Source organism: Bacillus sp. T3 (assembly GCF_033449965.1).
Taxonomy (GTDB): domain Bacteria; phylum Bacillota; class Bacilli; order Bacillales; family Cytobacillaceae; genus Bacillus_BU.
Map to the genome: position 1 here is coordinate 2,164,152 of NZ_CP137761.1, position 21,339 is coordinate 2,185,490.

Annotated in this window: 18 protein-coding genes and 2 pseudogenes; 17 read left to right on the forward strand and 3 right to left on the reverse strand. The window is 37.8% G+C overall.

Annotation, left to right across the window (positions count from 1 at the left end):
- Positions 1-82 precede the first annotated feature (82 nt).
- The 4 genes and pseudogenes from RGF10_RS11225 to RGF10_RS11240 all read left to right on the forward strand — a co-directional run bounded on the left by RGF10_RS11225 (position 83) and on the right by RGF10_RS11240 (position 3,665).
- Positions 83-274: a gamma-type small acid-soluble spore protein gene (locus RGF10_RS11225; RefSeq protein ID WP_318509085.1), complete on the forward strand. Its 192-nt coding sequence runs from the start codon at positions 83-85 to the stop codon at positions 272-274.
- Positions 275-1,039: 765 nt separating this feature from the next.
- Positions 1,040-1,744 carry a GNAT family N-acetyltransferase gene (locus RGF10_RS11230; protein ID WP_318509086.1) on the forward strand — a complete coding sequence of 235 codons (705 nt, stop codon included), beginning with the start codon at positions 1,040-1,042 and terminating at the stop codon, positions 1,742-1,744.
- A gap of 225 nt (positions 1,745-1,969) precedes the next feature.
- A pseudogene (locus RGF10_RS11235) lies at positions 1,970-2,885 on the forward strand (VOC family protein).
- Positions 2,886-3,080: 195 nt separating this feature from the next.
- Positions 3,081-3,665 (forward strand): Crp/Fnr family transcriptional regulator, encoded by a 585-nt coding sequence (locus tag RGF10_RS11240; protein WP_318509424.1) that lies wholly within the window; start codon positions 3,081-3,083, stop codon positions 3,663-3,665.
- A gap of 6 nt (positions 3,666-3,671) precedes the next feature.
- On the opposite strand, the gene RGF10_RS11245 is transcribed toward RGF10_RS11240, so the two are convergent.
- Entirely contained in the window at positions 3,672-4,391 is a 720-nt protein-coding gene (locus tag RGF10_RS11245; RefSeq protein ID WP_318509087.1) for a DUF4386 domain-containing protein, read from the reverse strand.
- 218 nt (positions 4,392-4,609) lie between these two features.
- Here RGF10_RS11245 and RGF10_RS11250 point away from each other — a divergent pair, with 218 nt between their 5' ends.
- Both RGF10_RS11250 and RGF10_RS11255 read left to right on the forward strand, forming a co-directional pair.
- Positions 4,610-5,791, forward strand: a complete 1,182-nt coding sequence (locus RGF10_RS11250) for a macrolide family glycosyltransferase (protein ID WP_318509088.1) — start codon at positions 4,610-4,612, stop codon at positions 5,789-5,791.
- A gap of 106 nt (positions 5,792-5,897) precedes the next feature.
- Positions 5,898-6,500 (forward strand): VanZ family protein, encoded by a 603-nt coding sequence (locus RGF10_RS11255; RefSeq protein ID WP_318509089.1) that lies wholly within the window; start codon positions 5,898-5,900, stop codon positions 6,498-6,500.
- Positions 6,501-6,594: 94 nt separating this feature from the next.
- Here the strand turns inward: RGF10_RS11255 and RGF10_RS11260 are convergent, their stop codons facing one another.
- Both RGF10_RS11260 and RGF10_RS11265 read right to left on the reverse strand, forming a co-directional pair.
- On the reverse strand, positions 6,595-7,512 hold the full coding sequence (locus tag RGF10_RS11260; protein WP_318509090.1) for a class I SAM-dependent methyltransferase: 918 nt from the start codon (positions 7,510-7,512) through the stop codon (positions 6,595-6,597).
- 207 nt (positions 7,513-7,719) lie between these two features.
- A complete protein-coding gene (locus RGF10_RS11265; RefSeq protein WP_318509091.1) occupies positions 7,720-9,297 on the reverse strand; it encodes an FAD-dependent oxidoreductase in 1,578 nt (525 codons plus the stop codon).
- Positions 9,298-9,621: 324 nt separating this feature from the next.
- Here RGF10_RS11265 and yppF point away from each other — a divergent pair, with 324 nt between their 5' ends.
- From yppF to RGF10_RS11320, 11 genes and pseudogenes are all read left to right on the forward strand, one after another.
- Positions 9,622-9,801, forward strand: a complete 180-nt coding sequence (gene yppF, locus RGF10_RS11270; protein WP_318509092.1) for a YppF family protein — start codon at positions 9,622-9,624, stop codon at positions 9,799-9,801.
- A 606-nt stretch (positions 9,802-10,407) separates the two neighbouring features.
- Positions 10,408-11,811 carry an APC family permease gene (locus tag RGF10_RS11275; protein ID WP_318509093.1) on the forward strand — a complete coding sequence of 468 codons (1,404 nt, stop codon included), beginning with the start codon at positions 10,408-10,410 and terminating at the stop codon, positions 11,809-11,811.
- Between the two features lie 12 nt (positions 11,812-11,823).
- Positions 11,824-13,014, forward strand: a complete 1,191-nt coding sequence (locus tag RGF10_RS11280) for an acyl-CoA dehydrogenase family protein (protein ID WP_318509094.1) — start codon at positions 11,824-11,826, stop codon at positions 13,012-13,014.
- 202 nt (positions 13,015-13,216) lie between these two features.
- Positions 13,217-14,296: a dimethylsulfone monooxygenase SfnG gene (gene sfnG / locus RGF10_RS11285; RefSeq protein WP_318509095.1), complete on the forward strand. Its 1,080-nt coding sequence runs from the start codon at positions 13,217-13,219 to the stop codon at positions 14,294-14,296.
- A gap of 22 nt (positions 14,297-14,318) precedes the next feature.
- Positions 14,319-15,714 (forward strand): annotated as a pseudogene (locus RGF10_RS11290) (LLM class flavin-dependent oxidoreductase).
- 72 nt (positions 15,715-15,786) lie between these two features.
- Complete coding sequence (locus tag RGF10_RS11295; protein ID WP_318509096.1) at positions 15,787-16,392, forward strand: acyl-CoA dehydrogenase family protein; 606 nt, start codon at positions 15,787-15,789, stop codon at positions 16,390-16,392.
- Positions 16,370-17,035, forward strand: a complete 666-nt coding sequence (locus RGF10_RS11300; protein ID WP_318509425.1) for an acyl-CoA dehydrogenase family protein — start codon at positions 16,370-16,372, stop codon at positions 17,033-17,035. Before RGF10_RS11295 ends, RGF10_RS11300 begins: the two co-directional genes overlap by 23 nt.
- A gap of 632 nt (positions 17,036-17,667) precedes the next feature.
- Positions 17,668-18,084, forward strand: coding sequence for an NAD(+)--rifampin ADP-ribosyltransferase (gene arr, locus RGF10_RS11305; RefSeq protein WP_318509097.1), 417 nt, complete (start codon positions 17,668-17,670; stop codon positions 18,082-18,084).
- Between the two features lie 54 nt (positions 18,085-18,138).
- Positions 18,139-18,636, forward strand: a complete 498-nt coding sequence (locus RGF10_RS11310) for a P-loop nucleotide/nucleoside kinase family protein (RefSeq protein WP_318509098.1) — start codon at positions 18,139-18,141, stop codon at positions 18,634-18,636.
- Positions 18,637-19,173: 537 nt separating this feature from the next.
- Complete coding sequence (locus tag RGF10_RS11315; protein ID WP_318509099.1) at positions 19,174-19,872, forward strand: DUF4230 domain-containing protein; 699 nt, start codon at positions 19,174-19,176, stop codon at positions 19,870-19,872.
- Between the two features lie 454 nt (positions 19,873-20,326).
- Positions 20,327-21,013, forward strand: coding sequence for a hypothetical protein (locus tag RGF10_RS11320; protein WP_318509100.1), 687 nt, complete (start codon positions 20,327-20,329; stop codon positions 21,011-21,013).
- Positions 21,014-21,339 lie beyond the last annotated feature (326 nt).

A 21,339-nucleotide genomic window follows, 5' to 3' on the forward strand; every position in this document is an offset into this window, starting at 1 on the left:
CTTTTTGGGAAGAAGTATTGCATAACATATTGAGACCCTATTTTGGAGAATCTAATTAGAAACGAAAATAGGGGTGTCATACATGAACCAAAACAATAATGATAACTATACCGTCGTGGGAACAGATATTGAGGAAGTAAAAAAATTAAACGCCCAATCTGGACTCTCATATAATGAAGCGAAAGAAGTGCTTGCTAGAATGACTGGTGGCCATGGAACGGCTATGTATGGTAACACTGATGAGGAGGAAGTAAGAGGGAAGAACGAGCGGTAACCTTTCGTTGGAAACCACGTATAACTTTAAGAATGCACATTTGGAGGATATTCAGATCCTTTATTTTAAAAATATGCAATGTCTGCCAAAAATCGTTAGTTTTCTCTTTGTAAACACTCATGAATGTTGTCAAATCAGCATTCATGAGTGTTTTTTATGGATTAATACAGGAAAGAACAGAATACATTGATAAATGTTGTGTTTCGGCATCAGAGTGATCACAATATTGCGGAAAATATTTAGAGGCATCAGCGTTTGTTATTCAGAGGTTTTTCCAAATCAAGACATAGATTTTTTTGAATTAGAATACAGCGGAAAATTATTTTTGGTTGCTGATTCATATTGTATGAATCCAGATTGTAAGTGTCATGAGACAGTTTTAAATTTTGTTCAAGTTTATCCAAGAGAAGGCAGGAAAGCTGACAGTTTTATGATAAGGTATAAACTGAACGGTAGGGGTTATAAAATTCATGCCCAGGGTAAATTCAATAGACATGAATTACGGACCATTGTTAGGCATTTTACCACCGACGACATGATTCTCCAACCTCTAAATGAACGATTTAAAGAAATGAAGGAAAAGGCAAAAGAGATGTTTAGTTAAGCACCAGTGAAGACGCCAATTTTTTAATATAAACCATACGATTTGGTGATAGTCTATCAGGAAAAATGGGTCATTTCCCCAGTAAGAGAAATTTTAATGTTGCGAGGGATTGACCCATTTATTCGATAAAATTTAATAGTTGTTTAGGGAGATATTCTATTTTGAGGAAAAAATCAAATTCACAAAGAAGTAAACAAATGAATTATTTTGAGCAAGATTCAACATTCTATTTTTGTGCAGGGGAAACTTCAGGGGGTGTACCCTATGGAATAACCTGGGAGGAAATGGTTTCTCAAGAATTAATTCTTAGGTTAGCCGAAAATAAAGACTCAAAGAAAGCTGCCGAACTTATTCATAATGCTATTACCGATATTGCCGAACAGTTAACAGGGCAAACGAAAACGGAAAATATCCGCGAAACATTAGCATACTTTTTTCGCGAAAAAAATAACCGTCTTAGCTTTCAAAATACGATTATTGCTGATGTATTGGATGAAGTAGTAGGACTGATTATAACTTATCCAGGAGACGATGCATCTGGCTTGGACGAGCCAATCCTTAGTAGATTAAGAAAGAAAAGGCGTAATCAGGAGATTTACTTTGATAAAGAAGCGGAACCAGGCGATTATTACATAGACACTGTTTCTGTAAATCCAAAGTTTCAAGGATATGGAATAGGAACAGCTTTAATTAAAGAAGCGGAAAAAGTTGCTAAAAGAATGGGGTTCAGTCGAGTTTCACTGAATGTTGCTAATGATAATCCAACGGCAAAAGCTCTATATAAAAAATTGGGTTATCATGTAGAAAAAGTCATCCAAATAAATGGGCATAATTATGACTATATGGTAAGGATTCTTAAAGGATAAACAATTCTAGTACTCTGACTCACACTTTATTAAACCGATTGATTAATGATCATCTTATATTCATCGGTTAAGTGCTGTTTTTTAGAGTAAAATGAACCTAAAGGAAGATTATTCGATTCTTCAACAAAAGCAAATAAAGGTCTTGAACTTATTGCATGAAAACGGAACTTATTTTGTAAGGTAGGAAGCCAATTTTGGTCAAGTCTAAATTATGGAGGAATCACCATGCCAAACACAAATCAAAAAATTGTTCCGCATTTATGGTATGACAAGGAGGCGAAAGAAGCTGCCGAGTTTTACGCTTCGATATTCCCAGATTCAAAAATTACAAATGTCACGACAATCCATGACACACCATCAGGCGACTCCGATATCGTTTCATTTGAGCTATGGGGGCAGAAGTTTAAGGCAATCAGCGCAGGGCCCATTTTCAAAATCAATCCGTCGATCTCTTTCACTGTTAATTTTGATCCATCACGAGATACAGACGCGAGAGAAAAAATTGATCAAGTATGGAGCAAATTGTCCGAAGGTGGCATAGCGTTAATGCCGCTTGACCAGTATCCGTTTAGTGAAAGGTTTGGCTGGATTCAAGATAAGTTTGGATTGTCGTGGCAATTAATCCTTACCAATCCAGAAGGTGAAGAGCGACCTGCAATCGTACAATCGCTTTTATTTGTCGGAGATAATTGCGGCAATGCGGAAAAGGCAATGGATTTTTATTTATCGGTATTTAAGAACGCTAAGCAGGGACTAATCACCCGTTACCCTAAAGGCATGGAACCTGACAAAGAAGGAACGATTATGTTTTCTGATTTTTGCATAGAAAATATGTGGTTTACGGCAATGGACAGCGCACACGACCATCAATTTAGTTTTAACGAGGCAATCTCATTTATGGTGAAATGCGAGACACAAGAAGAGATTGATCACTATTGGGAAAAGCTTTCCGCCGTTCCAGAAGCCGAACAATGCGGCTGGTTAAAAGATCAGTTTGGCGTATCCTGGCAGATTGTCCCAACAGAAATGGACGAGATGATGAGCAAAGGCACACCTGGAGCAACTTGCGCGTGTAACGAAAGCTTTTCTAAAAATGAAGAAATTCGATCTTACAGAATTACAAAGAGCATACAATGGATAATGAGAAAACAGCCTTTTAAGGCTCTGAATATAAATTCAGTTTATCGGGATGTAAATACCCTCTACATAAACACTCATAAATGTTGTCGTTTCAACATTTATGAGTGTTTTTTACTCCAACGGTTTCATGATAAAATGATAAAAGATGAGAATTGGAAAATTTTTAAAATTGAGAGATCGAAAAGGGAAGTAGATGATGAAAAGAAAACTACTGAAGTACATGAAAGAATTAACAGCTCTTACCGAAGAACAACAACAGGAAATTTTAGAGAGTATTTGTATTGAAGAAAATAAAAAAGGAACCATTCTCCTAAGACAAGGAGAGGTTTCCTCAAAATGTTATTTCGTTTTAAAGGGATGTATCAGACAGTATTCGATCGATGAATCAGGTAATGAGGTTACATCCAATTTCTATACAGAAGAACAGGCCATTGCGAATTTCGATTTTCATAAGCAAGATAAAACATCTAGGTACTCTTTAGTCTGTTTAGAGGATACGCTACTGGTCGTTGGTGATCTTGATACTGAAAAAGAAATGTATAACAAATATAATCAATTGGAAACTATGACACGGCAAATGATGGAGAAGAACTTTGGCGAAGTACAAGATGAATTCGCGGCATTTATCCGTTCTACCCCAGAAGAACGGTATAAAGCAATATTAGCAAAGCGACCTCATCTAGTTGATCGAGTACCTCAGCATCAACTGGCCAGTTTTCTGGGCATTACTCCTGAGTCCCTAAGTCGAATAAAGAAACGAATCAAGACCGAGAATGGATAGGAGTAATTATGCACTTTTTGGAGCCTTGCCACCTTTCACTAACAACCAGATTCCAAACCCCAACTCACCTAAAGCCATTGGCACACTAAGGATCGATTCAAGGATTCCTGTAATCGAATCAAGTTGTGGAAGAAATGAATAACAGAGATGAATCAACATATAGCTTATTGCCCCTATTAATAATAGAATACTAATGATTTTAGGTATGAAATCTGATCTGTAGACCAGGTATCCTACAATCAATAAATGTCCGCCAAAAATGATTAAACCAATAGACCAGGAAAAATCAAATGCCTCTAAAAATAGCATGACATACGTTTGAAGCTGGTCGGTTGTGAAGGTAGATAGATAGTCTGCTTTTTTCGTAAGAATCGAGACAAAGATTAAATTCAGGATGGCTATTCCTAAAATCCCCACATAAGTTAGGCGGAACCATGCACCGAGTAAGGAAAGATTTTTACTAATCGGTTTCAGGATGATGTAAAAACACCACGAGACTATAATGTCACATATGAGAATAATGAGCCAACCGAAAATACCAGCATTGAAAAGTTGGCTTGATGACAATATATTGTTTAAAGTTACGTTGGCATTGCCAGGAACAACCAGCTTACCATATACAAGCCCATAGGAAAAAAATGCAGCAAGTGCCATAATGATTAGAGATATACCGGCAGTCAGAGCAACCTTTCGTAGAAACGACACTTCTTTTTGTAAATGAGTCATAAAAATTCCTCCCTGAAATCAATTTTGTTTTATTGTAAAAGGGAGAAAATGAATTGTCATTGATTTAAGTTAAGGATCGAAAGCCGACAAGATTTATATTGGTAAGTTGGAAGTGGCTTCAAATATGATTAGGACCAAAGCTTTTTTTGCGGAAAGCGTAGGACTAATATGCTGATAAGTTAGGACCAAGTTCCCTTTTCGAAAAGGAGTAAATTTAAATGGCACGAGTACTATTTATTAATCTAGGATCAGAAGGACATATCAATCCAACAATTCGAGTTGTTCAGGAGCTTATTTCGCATGGAGAAGAGGTAGTGTATTTTACGATTGAGGATTTTCAACAACGTATTGAGAAGACGGGAGCTACTGTACGAACAATTGACGGTGAAAAATTTATTAAAGCCTTTATCTCAGGCGGGAGAAATAATTTTCTTGAAAGAATCAATGGTCTACTACGTACGGCAGATATCGTTATCCCTAAACTGCTTGAGCAAATCGAAGGTGAGCACTTTGATTATATGATCCACGATTCAATGTTTGGCTGCGGCTATTTACTTGCTCAAATCCTCAAACTCCCAGCAATCAATTCATGTACTTCTTTTGCGCAGACTAAACAATCATTCGATAAAATGGTTGAACAGCTTTCTAAAAATATTCCTTCAGAAACATACGCTGAATTTCAAAGGCTTAAGGCGGGGGTGGAGGAGAAATATGGAGTGGAAATCCATTCTCCTTATGAAGTGTTTTGTAATCCTGCATTACTTACAATCGTATATACCACAAGGGAGTTTCAACCTTTAGGAGATGAATTCGATCCAACTTACAAATTTATTGGCCCTTCCATCGTGTCCAGCGACGATTGTGACCTCACCGCTGTCATGGAGAAAAAACCAATTTACATTTCTCTGGGTACTGTTTTTAATCAAGCAATTGATTTTTATAAACTATGTTTCGAAGCATTTGCCAACACCGAACATACTGTGGTCATGTCGATTGGGGAAAAAATTCAAGCATGTGATTTGAGAGATATACCTGACAACTTCATTGTAAAAAATTATGTTCCCCAAACTGAGGTGCTAAAGCATACAAAATTATTTATCACACATGGCGGAATGAACAGTGTTCACGAGGGACTCTATTACGGGGTTCCGCTCATAGTCATCCCACAAAGTGCGGATCAGCCTGTTATTGCCGGTCAAGTTGCCAACACGAGAGCCGGTATTCAATTACAAATGCAAGATTTGACAGCAAATTTGCTGCGTGAAACCGCAGACCGTGTGTTAAATCAGCCCTCATTCCATATAGCGGTGGCTAAAATGAGCAAATCCCTGCAAAAATCGGGTGGGTACCAACAAGCCATTGAGGAAATTTTTGAATTTAAAAGGCAAAATAATATCTAACCTAAAAATCTCCATTCTTGTGAAACAAATCTATGAAACAAGAAAAATCAGGTTGTCACAGTGCTGGAAACGAAAATTTTGAGACATGATGGAGTACGAAGGAAACATGAATAAAACCATAAAACTAAGTTTTTTATATTCTCAAATATTATTTATTTTACTTTTGCCGGTATGGATTGAATTAACAAATTATCTTCATCCGATTGTGGTCGGAGTTGTTTGGTTTTGTATTTCTTTCCTTGTTTTATTTGGTGTGTGCTGGGTAAAAAAGGAAAAGATTCGTTTGTCAAAAAAAATCCTTCATGTTATTACTTTTCTTTATTCTATCGGATTGCTTGTTTTATTATTTTTCAGACCCAATGGTCAAGGTTATGGAAGCATAAATCTTATTCCTTTCGACACCATTTATTTTTATCTATCTGGTAAAGTCAATTATTTAATTGCACTTTATAATTTAGGCGCAAATATTGGTTTGTTTATACCATTTGGTTTGTATTATAGATACACAAAATGGGCACCTAGTATGAAACAATTGCTCTTGATCACCATATGTTCAATATGCACGATTGAATGGTTACAATTTACTACCAAAAGAGGAAGTTTAGATATTGATGATCTATTTCTAAACGTCTTAGGTGTGTGCTTTGGATATTTCGTTTACCCACTTTTTCGAAAAGTACTTGTTATTGAGGGATCCAAGGAAACGTAGAAAAATATGTAAACAAAAGAGCCCCCCATGTTTCTTTTGAAACCTCTCAACCCAGATGATTGAGATTGAGAGGTTAGTAGTTTTAAAATGATTATTATTTTTTAACAGCATGAATATAATGAATCGTTTCGAATGCAGATAAATAGTCTGTTCTATTACGAAAGAATTGATCATGAATGTTAAGCGGTGATAAATGTTCGTAAATGAGTAAACCTGCGTTTTCCAACATTTTCTCCATCTCATTATAAGTAAAACAAGACTTCATTGGCTCACCGGTTGCTGCAGCCATTTGAACCATATTTTGAACCCGATTAGAGAAGCCTTTTTCTTCAAATAATTTTTCGTCTGCATAATCAAAAACAATCGAACTTCCTGCTGGAACATTGGAAAATAATGAATGAATCAAGCTAGCATTTTCTTCTTTTGTTAAATAATAAGAAACACCTAATAAACTAAAGAAAGTTTTTTTGTAAGGCATAAAACCTTCCTCAACGAGATTTTGGACAGAATATTCTTTAGTGAAATCCATTGAAACAAAATGAAGATGATCTAGAATTTGAAAGTTTGCATCTTTCAATCTTGTCTTTTTAAATGCTTGTGTTGCAGGGTGATCCACTTCAAATATTTCAATATTGTCGGATAATTCTGGATGGCGGAAGCAAAATGTGTCTAATCCGGCTCCAAGAATGACGTACTGTTTTACGCCAAGCATAATTTCATTTAGTAGTACTTTTTCGCAATATGCAGCACGTGCTAGGGGAGTTGGTGAAAGCTGAACCTGAGTAATCCATTTTAAAATTTCATCTGAATTATCTTTAAACCTTTGAGAAATCTCTTTACTAAAAAACTGTATACCTTGAATCATGTTCTTGCTGATAGTTGAAAATTCATGTTCGGTCATTAAATCATTTGTAATAAAATCATTAAAAATTTTAGGTGTGTCATATTTACAGTGGTAGGCTCGACCAAAGGCTGATATTAAGGAAGTTAAACTTGATTCATTTTTCTTCATACCATAATCCTCCCTTATAACAAAAATAAGATTCCCCTGCCAGGAGAATCTTATTATACATACAAAAAATAAAGTTGTAGATTATAGCATAAATAAATTTATTTGTCAAGTTTTAAGTGTCGGAAAACAAGAACCACTAGGGGTGAAAGTGGACGAAACGGCCGAAAAAGCCGAATCGGCCACTGTTGGATTCCCTGTGAATTTATGTCAATACCCAGAGTCTTCCGATGTAAGATTTTCAATCATCTTAAAATCATACTTCTGTAACGGCTTTTCCGCCTGCCCTTCAACAACTTCACCGGTATACGAAAATCTAGATCCATGGCACGGGCAATCCCAGGTCCGCTCAGCGCAGTTCCATTCAACTTCGCATCCTACGTGGGTACATGTTGTATCTACAATGTGCAGAGTTCCTTCCTTATCCTTATAGGCACCCTTTCTTTCCCCGTTAATGCTTATGACAGCCCCTTCATCGTTAGGTAATAGATTTGGGTTTAGATTGGTTAATTCAAGTTTTCCTTTTATTAAATGTTTAACAACATCTGCATTCTCGACAAAGAAGTTTTTTAAGCTAGGGTTAATGTAAAATCTTGATGGATTAAACAGCTTTTGAAATTTGTTCTCTTTGCCCAAAACAGTGTCACATAATAGAAGGGCAGCGGCGGTTCCGTTGGACATTCCCCATTTTCTATAGCCAGTCGCGATCAATATTTTCGGCTGACCTGCTGTAACTGGCCCGATATATGGGACCTTATCCAATGTTGTTAAATCTTGCGCGGACCAGCGGTAAGGAATAGATTCGATTCCTAACACCTCGCGGCCGAAGGTTTCTAGTGCCTGGTAGTGTTTCATCGTGTTGTTACTTTGGCCAGTCTTGTGACCTTCCCCAACAATAAGGACCATTTCTTCTCCGTTAATGGTAACGGACCTTAATGAACGTGTTGGTTGGTCCGCACTAATATACATTCCACCCGAAAATTTACTTTTGGTTTTAGCCGCAAGAACATAAGATCGATCGGCATACATTTTCCCAGAATAAAGTCCGAGTCCTTCATAGAATGGAAAATGCGAACAAGCGAGAACATAATCGCCTGTAACACGGCCTCCGTCTCGAGTAAGGACTGTTGGCCGTGTTTCTGTCTCCACATTCACCGCTACAGTATTCTCAAAGATGAGTCCGCCTTTTTCGGTGATTTTTTGGACAAGATGCTTTAAGTATTTAAGGGGATGAAACTGTGCTTGATTTCGCATAATTAGCGCATTTTTAATTTTTATATCAAAGGGAATGGTATCAATCAGTTCTCCATCAATATTAAGTTTTTCATATGCCTTGGCCTCGTTTTTTATCTTTTGTTCATACTCTTCCGTGGTTGAGTATATGTAAGCGTCCTGTGTACTGAAGTCACAGTCGATTTGAAGTTGGTCAATTGTTTCTTTGATAAAGTTTAAGGCTTGAATGCTGGCTTCATAATACAACCTTGCCTTACTTTTTCCCATATTGGTTATCAATTCATCGTAAATTAAATCATGCTGGGCGGTAATTTTTGCGGTTGTATTTCCCGTTGTTCCATTCAGTACCCTGTCTGCCTCCACGATTGCAACCTTTAATCCTTTATTAGCCAAAAGGTAGGCAGTTGTTATTCCGGTGATACCGCCACCTACAATAACAGTATCAACATGAATATCATGATCTAGCTGGGGAAACTCTGGCAAAACCGTTGAATCTGTCCAAAAGGATTTAGGGAACTTTGGCAATTTCCCCTCTACAAATTCCTCGTTCGTCATCACATATCCTCCATTCGGTACTTTGGTAATATTAGGATTTCCATTCCTCACCAAGCTATACCACTCCATTAAACAATGAAAAGGAGCAACCTGAGGAGGAACTGCTATCAAATGGATCGATGTCATCGAAATGATGAAAAAATAAAGAAAGCTGGGTATCAAGAGGTTCTTGTTGATCAAGTAGTTATCAATAAAAATATGAAATTATTGTAGAAAAATGTCGTTAGTTTGAATTATTAAAAAAATAAGTGTGACATATATCACGTGTTATACTTTGTTTAGGAAGAAATCTTATATTATTTAGGGGAAAAGGGGCGGATTTCTATGTTATTAGAAGATTTAATACAACGTTTTACAGGAGAATTAAAACGGAATCCATTAGATGTTACGGAGCTGCATAATTATATTAAAAAAGGTTATCTTTTAGGTGAATTATGTATTGTAGAGTATAAAAATCTTTTTTTCGAACTAGACAAACACAACCCAGATTATATCCCTAATTAAACACTGAACTAATATCCTTATGTTTATAAGGAGCATTACCCCACGAACGCACTCTAAAAAACTGGCTCAAAGTTGAAAAAAGAGTAGAAAAACACACTTGACACATAGGATTTATTTGTATTATGATTAGTCCATGAAATTCAGATACCAAAAAATTCTGATATTGCCCACTGGTTAACCTGGAGGCTCATGTTGGTCCGATAAAAGGACTGATATGAGCCTCTTTTTATTTATTAGGCTGTGTTAAACTAAGTTTTTATTTTTTCATTCTGTTGATTGGAGCGGAATGTGCGAGACTCACGCGGCAGCAGCGGGCCAGGTGAAATCCCGCAAGCGCAAGAGCGCAGCGGAGGCTCACCGCCCGCCCCGCGGAAAGCGAGTACATGCAGCGGAAATCAACAGACAAATTTAACACAGCATACTAAATAAAGAAAGAAAGGGGGTTAAAAATGTTTTTTGTAATAGAAATCATTACTTTTTCAGATGACTCATTCGTGAATAATAAAACTGTTAGTGTCGACCGGTCAACCGATGGCTCTTTTTCTCTTGCTAGATAAGCATTTTGGAAAAGAGCTTTTTTATTACCCAAATAAAAGGAGAAAATGAATGAATGGAAATGTCGAATTTAAGCTGAATCCGAAGAAAAAATTAACTCTTCTTGATGCGATCAGCTCTACACTCGCACAAATGGCACCGGCTGCCGGTATATATTATGGATTTCCGGTAATATTTGCGGCATCGGGAATTGGTTCACCGCTCACCCTTTTAGTAGCATCAATAGCAGTAATATTGGTGGGTCTTAGCTTAACAAATTTCTCAAAAACCCATCCAAGCAGCGGCTCACTAATCCAATATATAAGTATGACGTTTGGAGATGTAGTCGGGATGGCGGCCTCGCTGGTCTTTTTAGTTGGAACCATTTTTCTGGCTGGATCTGCCTTTATCGAACTTGGAGGATGGACCGCAGATTCACTAGCATTATATGGGATACATATTCACTGGATTTACCCAACAATTAGTTTGGGATTACTCATCTGGGGCTTGACCGTTCTAGGGATTCATCGATCGACGAAAATTGCTGCTTTAGCGCTGTTCATCGAAGTTGGGGTACTAGTTGTGGTTTCAGCACTAGTGTTTATTTACCCTCCAGCTCCATTGTCGCTAATTCCGTTTGCTGCATCTTCAATCGAGGGAGGAATATCTGGATTGAGTCTCGCTTTTCCGTTAGCTGTTTATTTATTTATCGGTTTTGAAAACTCTGTTGCATTGGCTGAAGAGACGAAGAATCCAAAAAAGAATACGGCACGTGCGGTTCTTGTAAGTATCGCGATTATGTCAATCTTTTATATTTTTATAAATTACAGCATCATTAGTGGATTTTCTAATAAAGCCGAAGCATTGCTTAATAGCTCAAACCCTTTTATGGATCTTGCCAATCAATATTTAGGCAGTTTTTCCGTCCTTGCCACGATTGCAGGTTTTACCAGCATATTTGGGATGACCATTGCTTGCTTAAACGGTTTTTCGAGGATTCCTTTTCACACTGCACGTGAAGGGTTATTTAATAGAAAACTAGCTAAGGTCTCGAAATGGGGAACGCCAATAGGCTCACTTACCCTCTTATCCGGTGCAGGACTATTTGTAGCTGTTTTATTTGGCTTCCTCGGTGAGAGCTGGGTTGTTGGCTTTGGATATTTAGGTACGATTGGCACGATTCCGCTGTTGATCATTTATTGTTTATTGAATTTAGCCGTCATCTTTTATAAACAAGAAAAATGGCCGTTTCATAAGAAATTTTTGTTTCCTATCTTGGGCTTAATCAGTATTCTTGTTCCACTTTGGGCAATGATCCAACCTGGTCAGCCTGCACCTGTCAGCTTCTTCCCATGGCTGATTCTCGTATTATGTATGGCTAGTTATCTATTTTCATGGGTGAAATCGAAAAAGAAATCAGCTTCAGCAATCAACTCTGGAGTCTATGATGTCTCAATAAATAATGAACCTTTTTAAGGAGGAGAAAAGATGGTACAGACAAATACAATTAAAGAAAAATCAATAAGAGAGGATATTCAAGATTTAGTGGCTAACGTCATTCGTCCAAATGCAGAAATCATCGATAAGGAAGGCTCATTTCCTCGAGAAAATTTGAATCACTTAGCAAAGGCGGGATGGAACAGTATCCTTATCCCGGAAAAATATGATGGTCTTGGACTTGATTATGAAGCGTTTTCGATCGCTACAGAAGAAATTGCCAAAGGGTGCCCTTCAACCGCGTTAGTCTATGTAATGCATGTCGGTGCTGCGCAAACAATCGTTTATTATGGCAATGAAGATCAAAAACAGCGATGGCTACCTCCTGTTCGAAACGGGAATATTGGTACGCATTCAATGAGCGAGAAAGCAACAGGTGGACATACTTGGTTCAGTTTAAGTGAAGCCAAACGAGACGGCGAAGATTACGTATTAGATTTAGAGAAATCCTTTACCACAAGTGGCGGGCAGTCTGCGTTTTATATTTTGCAAACTCGAACACCTGGTGCAGAAAAGCCAACGGATTTAAGCTATTTTATCGTAGATGGGAAGCATCCGGGAATTTCAGCCGGGTCCTGGGATGCTTTAGGCGTTCATGGCAACCATAGCGGACCATTAAAACTGGAGGGTGTCACGGTTAAGCGGCAGGATTTATTATGGGAGGAAAATAAAGCAGTGGAAATTGCTATAAATGGAGTTGACCCGCTTTATATGCTCGGTATGGGCTCTGCATTCTTAGGTGTGGCCGAAGATGCACTGGAAAAAGCGATAGATCATGTGAAGAAAACGATTCATCGTGATTTTAATAAGAGCTTAGCTGATTATCAAGTGATCAGGGGGCAGCTGGCTGATGCCAAAATCTTAATCAGCAGCCTAAAGCCTTGGCAAATTGAGCTAGCTAAAAAATTCAATCAATTTGAGGCTGAAGGAAAAGCCTTTGGTGAATTGTTTTATGATTCGGTTGAATTTAAAGTGTATGCTACACAGGTGGCGAACAAGGTTGCAAATGTTGCGATGGACGTAACAGGGGGATACGGGTATAAAAAAGGACCAATCGAACGCCTGTATCGGGACGCAAGAGCAGGCATTGTTCTAGCTCCGTCCAACCTGTTAGCAAAAGATATCATTGGAAAAAATCTTGTTGGGTTACCTTCGGAGTTCTTCGAAGAAGGCGGAGAATAAAGTGGCATTCAAATTCCCATTATGAAGGAGTATGAACTAAAAACACACTTAACTTATAGAAATTGTTAACTTTATAAATGGTGGATGTAATAGTTATTAAAATGTTGAATACCTATCCAACTGGTCAACCAGAGGATCATATTAGTCCAAAAAGGACTTAAATGATCCTCTTTTTTAATAATTTTATTAGGAGGAATTTAGTATGGGATTAGAATTCGCTTATTGGGCACCAAACGTTAGTGGGGGATTGGTGATCTCAAACCTACCACAAAAAACAGGCTGGACCTTCGAGGACAACAAGCGCTACGCACAAATCGCTGAGGAAGTAGGATTTGATTATGTTCTGCTTCAAACTAGATTCCTAGCAAGCTACGGTGCAGAAAATCAACTAGAGGCAACAGCTCTAGCATCAGCACTTGCATCACACACGAAAAAATTAAACATTATTACAGCAGTTCTTCCAGGCCTTTGGCATCCAGCCGTTATTGCGAAAATCCTTTCAACTATTGACCAAATTGGTAACGGGCGCGCGGCTATTAATATCGTAAGTGGTTGGTTTAAAGGGGAGTTTAATAGCTATGGTGAACCGTGGTTAGATCATGATGAACGTTACCGTCGTTCTGAAGAATTTATCGAGGTCCTTAGAGAATTGTGGACAAAGGAATCGGCCAATTACCAGGGTGATTTTTACCGACTTAACGATACACCTTTGAAACCAAAGCCAGTCAAACAACCTCTGATTTTCCAAGGTGGAAATTCTAAAGCTGCAAAAGAAATGGCAGGCCGTGCATCCGATGTATATTTTGCTAATGGAGGTACACTTGATGAACTCAAAGCTCAAATTGAAGAAGTTCGTAGTTTGAGAAAAGCGAATGGGAAAGAACCAATCAAATTTGGCGTGAATGGATTTGTTATCGTTCGTGAAACAGAAGAAGCGGCGAAAAAGGTGCTTCGTGATATCGTCGAAAATGCCAATGTTGAAGCAGTGGAAGGCTTCCGCGATTCAGTTAAAGCAGCAGGTGCAGCTTCACCAGAAGGAAAAGGCATGTGGGCACAATCAAGCTTTGAAGATCTTGTTCAATATAATGACGGCTTCAAAACCGGTTTAATTGGCACGGCTGAGCAAGTCGCAGACCGAATTATTGAATTGAAAAAAATCGGAATTGATCTCGTCTTAACGGGTTTCCTTCACTATGAAGAAGACTTGCGAGCATTTGGTGAAAAAGTATTACCATTAGTTCGGGAAAAAGAACAACAACTGCAGGCTTCACTTCAAGCATAGCCTAATTAGGAGGAACGAATTTTTGCGAAAGAATAGAATCTATTTAAATGCATTTGATATGAATTGTGTCGCACATCAATCCCCTGGGTTATGGACCCATCCCAAGGATCAATCTCACCGCTACAATACGATCGATTATTGGGTTGAACTCGCTCAACTATTGGAGAAGGGACGCTTTGACGGACTATTTATTGCAGATGTGATCGGGATTTATGACGTTTATGGCGGGGATAAAACGGTCACTGTTCGGGAGGCGACACAGGTACCGGTCAATGACCCAATCTTACTTGTCTCCGCAATGGCGAACGCAACAAAACATTTGGGCTTTGGCATCACCGCCTCTACAACCTTTGAGCATCCTTATCCATTTGCACGGCGAATGTCGACGCTTGACCATCTGACAAACGGCCGCGTCGGTTGGAATATAGTCACTTCCTATCTTGAAAGTGGGACTAAAAACATTGATATAGGTGATCGCTTCCTTCATTCTGAACGCTATAGTATTGCTGAAGAATATTTGGAGGTTTGCTATAAGCTATGGGAAGGCAGCTGGGAGGACGATGCTGTCGTAAAAGATAAGGCTAAAAAAGTGTTTACCGATCCGACTAAGGTACATGAAATTAACCACCGTGGAAAATATTTCGATGTTCCGGGTATTCACCTATGCGAGCCATCGCCACAACGAACACCAGTATTGTACCAAGCAGGAGCATCATCATTCCGGAAAAGCCTTTGCTGCTAAACACGCCGAATGCACCTTTGTTTCCGCACCTACAAAAGAGGCTGTGGCCAATTATGTTAAGGAATTAAGAAAGCTAGCAGCTGAGAACGGGAGAGATCCAAAGAGCATTAAAGTGTTCACTCTTGTCACACCCATTGTTGGCCGAACTGAAGCTGAAGCATGGGCGAAATATGAGGAGCTTGAGAGTTACATAAGCTACAAAGGTGCTTTGTCATTAGTGAGCGGCTGGTCTGGGGTTGATTTTTCAGAATATGAACCTGACCAGGAAATCGAATATATTGAAACGAATGCGATTAAATCGTTGCTAGAGTCATTAACTACCTTAAGTACTGAGAAGAAGTGGACAGTGAGAGAGCTGGCAAACTTTGCGGGAATTGGCGGGATGGGACCTCTTATTGTCGGTACCCCACAACAAATTGCCGATTCTTTTGAAGAATGGATTGATGATACGGATATTGATGGGTTTAACCTTGCTTACGCGATAACGCCAGGTACATTTGAAGATTTCATTGAACTGGTTGTACCCGAGCTACAGCAAAGAGGTGTTTTAAAAACCGAATATGAAGAGGGAACACTTCGCGAAAAGCTAAATGGAAAAGGGGAAGCCCGCTTACCTGAATCCCACATCGCCCATCAATATCGAAAAATTAAAGCAAACGCAGCCCATGAGAATTAGAAATAACGCAAATTTATAAAAATAAATACTAGTATCCACATTGAATAAATACAAATAAGGGGTGTAAAAAGTATGTCAAAACAAATACAAATTAGTGCAAACAAGAAACCAGATCATCAGAAACTAACCTTTAATACCCAGGTTAAAATCGATTCTCCTGAATTTGAAAAACTATTGAGTGAAATCGAAAGAGACGCAAAGGCACGTCGTGAAGCTGGGAACAACGAACGACCATTTTATGCAATTGATTTAATTCGCCAATCGCGCTTAGGTGCGATTCGCTTACCCCTTGATAAAGGCGGACTAGGCGCATCCATTCGCGACCTTCTTTATGTGATCATTCGCCTAGCCGAAGTGGACCCAGATGTGGCTCATATTTTGCGTGCTCATTATAACTATGTAAACAATTTCCTTATTCATCCAAATGAGGAAGTCCGAAATCTATGGTTACAAAGAGTTGCTGATGGTGCCATTATTGGTATTGCTTTTACCGAAATTTCAAATAAAAATGTCGGAAGATTAATTTTCGAAACGCAGTTAACCCCAGATGGCGACAACTATCGATTAAATGGAACAAAGTATTTTAGCACTGGAACCCTGTACTCCGATTGGATTGTGGTCATGGCCTCTACTCCTGGAAGGCGAATTGGCAACTGTGATTATCCCTGCTCTGCGTGATGGTGTTGGTATCAAGGATGATTGGGATGGGTTTGGGCAAAAATTAACCGGAAGCGGCACAACTGTCTTAAATAATGTATTAGTGAACAAGGATGAAGTGATTGCATTTGGAGAAAGCCCAACTCCTTTTAATGCTTTCCTGCAATTGATTCTTCAAGCTGTTATTGCCGGGATTGTTCGCAATGTAGAAAAGGATGCAGCAGAGTTGGTGAAAAGCCGGAAACGTTCCTTCACATTTGCAGCTGGTGCCACACCAGCAGAGGACCCGCAGCTCCAACAAGTAATCGGGGAAATTTCAAGTATTGCCTATGCAGCTGAATCAATTGTATTAACTGCAGCAGAAGCACTAGATCGTGCTGTTAACTCAGCTGTTGATGGAGTGATTGATTACGCACTAAGTCATGAAGCTTCGCTACAGGCCGCGAAGGCAAAAGTCGTGATTGATTCTCTTGCGTTAAGAGCGGCATCTTTATTATTTGAGGTTGGGGGTGCATCTGCAACCAAATCATCAGCCCATCTCGATCGGCATTGGCGCAACATTCGTACCATCTCATCCCACAATCCAACCGTTTATAAAGCCCGAACCATCGGCAATTTAGTTGTAAACGAGATTGGATTACCGTTGGAGGAAGTGTATTTTTAGACGGGTTAAAAAGAACTCCGAGACATGTTGTATTTGCTCAGATTTGGAAATTGTAATCTAGAGGATTAACAAGAAATCATCGAATGGAAAAAAGGATACTGTTTATCGCTAGGACAAAAAGTCAGTTCACCTAATTTAGGGGAACTGACTTTTTAACTTTTGGCGATACTCATGTCGTCCTCGATGATTAGTAGTTTGTGCATGGTAAAAACTCCGTTCGATGGGTATGGTGGGTTGCATTTTTATTTTAGCTTATTGAAAAGGGTTGGAAATATTATTATATTTGGGAGGGTAATGCTAAATTTGAGAAAAGCAAGGACTTATTAAATTGGAGATTTTTCTATTCAGATCCCTTTTGTTGAAGACTAGGTAACCTGCAAAAGAAAAATAGGGAATGTCATTGTATTCTTTTTCGCTTAGTACTCGAATAGCAATCAAAAAATGAAGTGAGATTTTCGTAGCTAGAAAAGGCTTTTTCTCTATTTTGGAGAATACATAAAAAGAGGGTAAAATGAATTTATCAATATAGACAAATGGCCAATATTCCTGCTTTAGCTCCATTTATGGACTACTCTTTCAAATATTAACATACTATACTGTTATTTATTCTAAAAATATGAGGGGTGTATCGTATGAATGACAAAAAAGAAATCTTAGATAATGGTCCCTTTTTTCATGGTACAAAAGCAGAACTTAAAATTGGGGATTTATTAGAACCCCAAAACTTATCCAATTACCAAGATAAAAAATCAAACTATATCTATTTTACTGGAACATTGAATGCTGCTAAATGGGGTGCTGAATTAGCAAGATCTACAGCAAAAGAAAGAATTTATATCGTAGAACCATTAGGTGATTTTGAAAATGATCCGAACTTAACTGACAAGAGATTTCCTGGAAACCCGACACGTTCTTATCGATCTAAATCTCCTTTGAAAATAGTAGCCGAATTAGGGTCATGGGAAAGACATTCCGACGAAGAAATAAATCATATGCTTGCATCTTTAAAAAAGTTAACTGAAGAAGGAAAAAATGTAATATACGATTAATCCTTAAAATCCGGTGGTGCAACAACCATTAAAATAAGCACGGGAGATAAAAATATGAAACAATTGGGGACGCTATACTTTTTCTGTGGGAAAATGGGCGCAGGAAAATCAACTAAATCAAAAAAATTGGCGATAGATAAACATGCGGTACTTTTGTCTGAGGATGAATGGCTTTCATCTCTTTATCCAAATCAAATAGCATCATTTGAGGACTATATAAAATTCTCAGCGCGGCTCAAGCCGTTGGTGAAAAAGCATGTCCAAAACATATTAAGTGTCGGAACAGATGTAGTGATGGATTTTCCAGCTAACACTCAAAATCTACGAAAGTGGTTTTTGGATTTGGCTTCAGAGGTCAATGCAAGCCACCAACTAATTTTCCTTAATCTAGATAACGAGCAATGCTTACGTCAAATTGCACAAAGGCGTAACGAACAACCCGAAAGAGCAGCTTTTGATACGGAAGCGGTGTTTATTCATGTTACTAGATTTTTTGAAGCACCAGAAGCATCTGAGGGATTAAATATTTTAGAATTTAGTGGAAAAGAATAACAAGGAGCTTAACACAGCGTTGTAGAACCAGAAAGAACAGGTCATTAGATTATAAAAAACGCAGAGGATGCAACCTTTGCGTTTTTGGTGTGATTTAAGAACAGAGGGACGGTTACGCGATTTACTACGAAACTCATAAGTAGGAGGGAGGATTAACCCCCAATCACTCACACCAACCTTTTACCCCAACGGTCTTTCCCAAACCTTTCCCCAAAACAGGAAATAGGTCTTCCAAATCAAATTTGATATTCGTTATAGAAAATAAGCACAGTATTTCCGACCCCTGTTATTCACTTTAACCGGGGAATAATCTGAAATACTGTGCTATTTTTTTCAGATTATTCCTCATGTGCACTATCTTTTTCAAAATAATTAATAGTTAAACTTCCCCGTGTTTGTTTAAAGTTCTTGGTATTTTTAATATTATACTTCAAAAATATTAGATTAATAGTTTAATATAAGGATTAGAAAATAGTAATTTTTTATTTCATGCAAAAGAATGAGTGCAGAAAACAAATGTGTGAGGAGAGAATATTGATGGGGTTAAGACAAGGTAGGGTAGAAAGCACTACTACTACCACAACAGGAAATAGAGGTAAAGGGACAAATCTTTCAGTGCAATTATTTAGGCCTAATTTTAAATTTGGAAGAATAATAATTATTATTCTAATCGTCGGGCTTTTGGTTTCTATATTAGGGAATATATGGTTATTTTCAGGGGGAACTTTTAACCAAAAAACTACAATTTTTGTTGAAAATGTTCAAGAGTTAGCGAATCTTGCAACCGCTGAAGCGCAGGTTAAGACCGTAATTAAGCAAAAGGACAATAAATTATTTGGAAAAGATATCAAGCGGGATCTCCCTGGAACCAAGCAGGAATTAATATTGATTGTGCCTGCCACTGTAATTGCAGGAGTCGACTTAAAGAAGGTGTCCCCAAGCGATATTAAAGTAAATGACAAAGAAAAAGAAATTGAAATCGTTCTGCCGCGAGCTGACTTTATTCAGGACCCCGCAATTCAGATGGATAAAGTAATAACATTCTCTGATGAAGGATTATTGAGACAAGAACCTGATTGGGATGAAGGGTTTGACCTCGCGGCACATGCACAAAAGCAAATCAAGGAAGAAGTAAAAGAAACAGGACTATTAAAAACAGCAGAAAAAAATGCAGAAAAAGTATTAAAAGAGTTTTTTAAAAACCTTGGCTACTCAGTAAAAGTTTCATTTAAATAGAATCCTTAAATTTTGTTCTCTATAAAAATAGGATCCTTTATCCGCACAAAAAACCGTACTGTGAAAGCACAAGTACGGTTTTGTTTATTAGCTCCTAACCATTATCTTATGGACAAATTATGGGTGATGCGGTTTTACTTAGCCTTTCATTTTTTTACAAAGGCATTCGTCATTAGAATGTCGTTTATTTATTTTTGTAATGAAAGGATTTTGTCATTTATAATGGAGGTAAAATATATGAAATATTTAATCTCTGAATTATAGTACTTAAATTCCGAAAGATTTTAGGGGCATTTTAAGAGAATTTCTGTTTATAGATGAATTTTATGAAAACGGATTTAGGATACAGATTTTGATAACACTTAATTCTTATGAGTTTCTATTCATCAAAGTTTTACCTCATTGCTCACATTTTTCAGATGTAAGCGAACGACCAATAAGGGGGATAACTTTAATGCAAAATTCATTAGAACGATTAAGATTAGATGTGGAGTCTTTATGTAACTTTAATGTACATGTTATACCAATTGAAGATGCAGAAGCTTATTGTTTGTTTGAACAGAGCCCCGCTCAAGCTACTAATGAGGGAAACGTTTGGCAGATTTACCTTCTTGAATCCTTAACAAATGAAGATCGACTAGAAGCCGAAGCACATGAACTAGGCCATTTGTTGGTGTACTATCGACCACCTGGTCTCATAACAATGGATTCTATCGTGATGTTTGATGAAGACATGCAGGAGCTGATTGGTGAAATAGATAATGCCATTCAACATAAATTACTAATCGATGAGTTGAAAACTTATTATAACATTAATAGTAGTTTACACATCAAACTAATGGAGACATCATTAGAGGACATTTGTGCTGAGATAAGGAATTTAGTAGCCGAAAAAAATAATAAACTATTACATGCCATAGGTGTTTATTTATTTGACATTGCGCGTACAAACAAGAATGCTTCAGTAAGAGTTGACCAAAAGCTTCAGTTAAACACAACTGTTAAACATACCTTCGACGCAGCGCAGCTTTACTTATCCCAGATTAAATTAGGTCAATCACAAACTATTCAACGCTACTATGTTAATCGATTTATGAGAGATATCGGTTATGAGGAGGAACTGGATTATTTTATTTTGTGAATGAATGTACAAATACTGCTTTTGCAGAAAAGAAAAAAACCAATTATCAAAGAAGAAAGTAAAGGAACGACTTACAATTATTTAATGAATTAAACTATTGTATAGAAGAAACTACTTTTTAGGGTGAGTTATTAGAATAAATTAAGAGAATAAAAGCACCATCCCTATGTTTTAAATCAAGGTTACGATAAACATTACTACGAGTCATTTAGGATGAAAGAGTAGCCTTTCATTTGACCGACACGATATGGCAAAACAGCATCAAGACTCCTGGACAAATAAAAATTGAACCGAAGGAAGATGATGATAATGCTTGAAATTCAATG

Excerpts from the sequence above, each read along its gene's own strand:
- RGF10_RS11225 (WP_318509085.1), top strand. The coding sequence starts at position 83 with ATGAACCAAAACAATAATGATAACTATACCGTCGTGGGAACAGATATT.
- RGF10_RS11240 (WP_318509424.1), top strand. The coding sequence starts at position 3,081 with ATGAAAAGAAAACTACTGAAGTACATGAAAGAATTAACAGCTCTTACC.
- RGF10_RS11245 (WP_318509087.1), bottom strand. The coding sequence starts at position 4,391 with ATGACTCATTTACAAAAAGAAGTGTCGTTTCTACGAAAGGTTGCTCTG.
- RGF10_RS11250 (WP_318509088.1), top strand. The coding sequence starts at position 4,610 with ATGGCACGAGTACTATTTATTAATCTAGGATCAGAAGGACATATCAAT.
- RGF10_RS11255 (WP_318509089.1), top strand. The coding sequence starts at position 5,898 with ATGAATAAAACCATAAAACTAAGTTTTTTATATTCTCAAATATTATTT.
- RGF10_RS11260 (WP_318509090.1), bottom strand. The coding sequence starts at position 7,512 with ATGAAGAAAAATGAATCAAGTTTAACTTCCTTAATATCAGCCTTTGGT.
- RGF10_RS11265 (WP_318509091.1), bottom strand. The coding sequence starts at position 9,297 with ATGACGAACGAGGAATTTGTAGAGGGGAAATTGCCAAAGTTCCCTAAA.
- yppF (WP_318509092.1), top strand. The coding sequence starts at position 9,622 with ATGTTATTAGAAGATTTAATACAACGTTTTACAGGAGAATTAAAACGG.
- RGF10_RS11275 (WP_318509093.1), top strand. The coding sequence starts at position 10,408 with ATGAATGGAAATGTCGAATTTAAGCTGAATCCGAAGAAAAAATTAACT.
- RGF10_RS11280 (WP_318509094.1), top strand. The coding sequence starts at position 11,824 with ATGGTACAGACAAATACAATTAAAGAAAAATCAATAAGAGAGGATATT.
- sfnG (WP_318509095.1), top strand. The coding sequence starts at position 13,217 with ATGGGATTAGAATTCGCTTATTGGGCACCAAACGTTAGTGGGGGATTG.
- RGF10_RS11295 (WP_318509096.1), top strand. The coding sequence starts at position 15,787 with ATGTCAAAACAAATACAAATTAGTGCAAACAAGAAACCAGATCATCAG.
- arr (WP_318509097.1), top strand. The coding sequence starts at position 17,668 with ATGAATGACAAAAAAGAAATCTTAGATAATGGTCCCTTTTTTCATGGT.
- RGF10_RS11310 (WP_318509098.1), top strand. The coding sequence starts at position 18,139 with ATGAAACAATTGGGGACGCTATACTTTTTCTGTGGGAAAATGGGCGCA.
- RGF10_RS11315 (WP_318509099.1), top strand. The coding sequence starts at position 19,174 with ATGGGGTTAAGACAAGGTAGGGTAGAAAGCACTACTACTACCACAACA.
- RGF10_RS11320 (WP_318509100.1), top strand. The coding sequence starts at position 20,327 with ATGCAAAATTCATTAGAACGATTAAGATTAGATGTGGAGTCTTTATGT.